The sequence below is a fragment of the Mesorhizobium sp. M5C.F.Ca.IN.020.32.2.1 genome, assembly GCF_004023105.1.
In the GTDB taxonomy this organism is placed as follows: domain Bacteria; phylum Pseudomonadota; class Alphaproteobacteria; order Rhizobiales; family Rhizobiaceae; genus Mesorhizobium; species Mesorhizobium wenxiniae.
Genome location: NZ_RZSX01000694.1, coordinates 1 through 3,483, shown reverse-complemented (window position 1 = coordinate 3,483; position 3,483 = coordinate 1). Strand labels below are relative to the sequence as shown.

Here is a 3,483-nt window from a genome sequence, read left to right as displayed (position 1 = left end):
AAATCCTGAAGCGCAAGGACCGCGCCAGCGGCTTCCATCACAATCTCGGTGAGGCGAAAACACGCCGGCTCCTCTCGGTCGAGGCGCCGGCCTCCGGTTTCGCCGTTCGAGAGGCCGTGTCGCCTCGCGCCCACGCCAACCACCTAATCTTTAGCGACTTTGACGGTCAGGAGCAGACGATTACCCAGTCTTCCCGCAACCGGCAGGCTGCGGCGGACCGGATGATCGCGGAAGGCGCGCTGGCAGACGGCCCGGAGGCAGTGCTTTTTGACGAGACCGCCCCGATTTACTGCGACAAGAGTCAACATCACGATGTTGCCCAGACTCTCGCAATTGGCGTTTTCACGCTTTTCCCCGATCGCGTCGAATGGATCGTTCACGCCGCGCCAAACGCGCTCGGCACGCTGAACGGAACGATGCGTGTAATGTAAATCGGAGCGGTCTGTGAACTTGTAAGCCATCTGGCGCCTGGTCTCTCGTGGGCCATGGCTCAAAGGGGGAACTGGGAACTGGGAACTGGGACATGACGATTTCTCGACGCAGCCTTATAAAGACGGGATTGGCCACCGGAACGGCTCTATCAATACCTTCGGTCCTGCGGGCGCAGACACTACCAGGCCCCGAACGGACGGTCCGTATGGCCATGGGTGGCCTTACCGTTTTCGATCCGATCTTCACCACGACGGACTTTAGCCAGATCCATGGTCTAGCGATTTACGATACGCTATTTGCGACCGACTCCAAGCTTTTGCCGCAGCCGCAAATGGTAGGGAAGTGGGGCGTTTCCGATGACAAGAAGACCTATACCTTCGAGCTTCGGGATGGTTTGGGTTGGCACGATGGTACGCCCGTCACCGCGGCCGACTGTGTGGCGTCGATCCGGCGATGGGGCCAAGTGGCCTCCGGCGGACAACTCATCATGGCGCGAGCCAGCGATATATCGAAGAAGGACGAGAAGACCTTCACCATCACGCTCAAGGAGCCATTAGGGCTGCTGATCGATATTTTAGCGACGATAGCAGGAAGCTCGCTGTTCATCATGCGCGAGAAGGACGCTGATCGGCCCGCAACTGAACAGGTTACGACGAATATCGGATCGGGACCGCTCAAGTTCAATCACGCTCTTGCGAAGCCGGGCGCGAACTTCACGTACGACCGCAACGACAAATACGTACCGCGCAGTGAGGCATCTGACGGATTGGCCGGTGGGAAGGTTGTCAATGTCGATCGCGTCATCTGGGAAATCATCGCCGATGACCAAACGGCTTTGGCGGCCTTGCAAGCGGGTGAAGTTGATTTCGTGTCACAGCCACCCGCTGATCTTTACTCCATGATCGAGAGCGATCCGAACCTTGCATTGCAGGTTCTTAACAAGTCGGGCAGCGACATGTGCCTGCGTATGAACCACCTGCAGAAGCCGTTCGACAACGTGAAGGCGCGCCAAGCGATGCTTCACTTGATCGACCAGGAGGCGTTTTTGCGCATCACGGCTCCCGATCCGAGGTTCGGCCGACCCGTCACTTCGATATTTGGGAACAGCACACTCTATTCCAACGACGAAAACACGGGATGGTACAAAAAGGGTGGCGCCCCGGAAAAGGCAGGAAAACTGTTCAAGGAAGCCGGATACGCGGGCGAGAAGGTCGTCATTCTCCAGCCCACGGACTGGGCGCCAGGCAGGGACGCCTCGCAGCTTCTGGCGGCCGCGCTGCAGAAGATCGGGGTCAATGCCGAACTTGCACCGAGCGACTGGAGCGGGGTTGTCGCGCGCCGGGTGAACAAGGGCCCCATTGAGAGCGGTGGCTGGAGCATCTTCATGACGGACGATGCTGACTACGTCCAAGGCGATCCCAGCTCCGCAATCTTTTTACCTGCGAGTGGCGAGAACGGCTGGTTCGGCTGGCCGAAGAACGAGGAGTATGAAGCACTTCGAGCTAAGTGGGCGGTTGTCGGAACGCTCGAAGAACGCAAGGACCTCGCTCGCAGAATGCAAAGAATTTGGTGGGACTTCGTAGGCGACGTGAGGCTGGGCCAAATTGTCTCGCCGAGTGCGCGCCGCAAGGCACTCACTGGACTGGTCGAGGTACCGCATCTGCGTATTCCGATGTGGAACATGCAAAAGGCCTGAGGGCAGTGCGCATTTGGAGGAACCACAACATGAAAGCCCCCATCCTTCGCTTCGGCGTTCTGGAGGGGCGATCGCGTCCTCGCGCTGGCCATCCAATGCTTGACAGCGCTCCACAATGAACCAGAGGCCCCGAATGTCCAGAAATTCCATTCCCCGCGTCTGCGCCAAGGGCGATGCCTTCTCCATCGGCTTCGCTCTCGGGCGGGCCAGCGCCGGTTTCCTCGAACGCACGCCGCGCAGCGAGCAACAACGAGCACTGGACGACCGCTGGCGCGGATCGGACTATCTGAAGACATTGGAATCCGCGGCGCGTGCCGCGTATCCGCGCTATGTGCGCGAGATCGAGGGGATCGCTGAGGGTGCCGGGCAGGACTTCGAAATGGTCTTCCTCTGGACCTGCCGGGGCGACCTGCAGCTTCCCGAGAACGTCTCCTCAGCAGCGAAAGCCGTCGCCGCCGAGCCGCGTCGAGGTGGCGTACTCTGCAAGTCAGGCGGCTAAGCGAAATCTCCAGCTCAATTTGTGCGACAAATCATCTGGAGCAAGAGAAGGTATGTTGTCGCTGAGTTTCTATTTCCTCTTTGGCGAATCCCGTCTCGGATTGTTCGCCCACCTTGCTCCGGTTGGAATCTGGAATCCACGCACCGCTCCCTCCCGGAGCATTTCCGTAAGAAACGCGGCGGCTGGAGGCATCGGTATCTGCGGATCATAAACAAGATAGATCTCACGTTCGACCACCGGCCCTACCAACCTGATCCGGGAGAATTCGCAAAATTGCATCATGGGCAAGACAAGGCTAGGCACGACGGATATGCCTAGATCGGCAGAAACGAGGCCCGCGACCGTGCCGACGTCCCGAGCTTGCGTGATGGTCCCGAGTTGGATTTCGGCAATCTGCAATGCGCGATCCACACAAGCGCGAACGCTGCTCAATGGATCGAAAGAGACAAAGTCTTCGCCAGCCAAATCGTGCCAAGACACGGTCTCCCGACCAGCGAATCTGTGAGATTTCGAACAAACGCATATCAGACTATCTGCCGCGATCTGTTCGCAAATCAGTCGGTCTTTCCGCTTCGGGAAGGAAGTGATGCCAAAATCGACGTGTCCGTCAGACACGTAACGAACAACCTCTTCTGCGAAGCCGTCCTTCACTGAAATTCTAACATTTGGCCTGGCTTTCCGGAATTCGGAAATGACCGCCGGCAGCATGATGGACGCGACCGATGAAAGTGCCGCTACACTCACGACCCCGTTCAGTCCGTTATGATAAAGCTGGAGCCGTGACAGTGCGCTGTCGAATTCCTCGAGAACACGGCGCGCGTTCATCAATAGCTGTTCGCCGGATGCCGTAAGGACC

The 3,483-nt window shown here is 58.3% G+C and carries 4 protein-coding genes; 3 read left to right on the top strand and 1 reads right to left on the bottom strand.

Annotated elements, in window-relative coordinates; all coding sequences use genetic code 11:
- The 3 genes from EOA86_RS27135 to EOA86_RS27125 all read left to right on the top strand — a co-directional run.
- Positions 1–431: carcinine hydrolase/isopenicillin-N N-acyltransferase family protein (locus EOA86_RS27135; protein ID WP_245497390.1), on the top strand; the 431-nt coding region annotated here is incomplete at its 5' end.
- Between the two features lie 92 nt (positions 432–523).
- Positions 524–2,128 carry an ABC transporter substrate-binding protein gene (locus EOA86_RS27130; protein ID WP_128344503.1) on the top strand — a complete coding sequence of 535 codons (1,605 nt, stop codon included), beginning with the start codon at positions 524–526 and terminating at the stop codon, positions 2,126–2,128.
- A gap of 133 nt (positions 2,129–2,261) precedes the next feature.
- Positions 2,262–2,627 carry a hypothetical protein gene (locus tag EOA86_RS27125; protein ID WP_245497389.1) on the top strand — a complete coding sequence of 122 codons (366 nt, stop codon included), beginning with the start codon at positions 2,262–2,264 and terminating at the stop codon, positions 2,625–2,627.
- Between the two features lie 69 nt (positions 2,628–2,696).
- Here EOA86_RS27125 and EOA86_RS27120 read toward each other — a convergent pair.
- Positions 2,697–3,483, bottom strand: a 787-nt coding sequence (locus EOA86_RS27120; protein ID WP_206630142.1) for a LysR substrate-binding domain-containing protein, incomplete at its 5' end; no start/stop codon positions are given.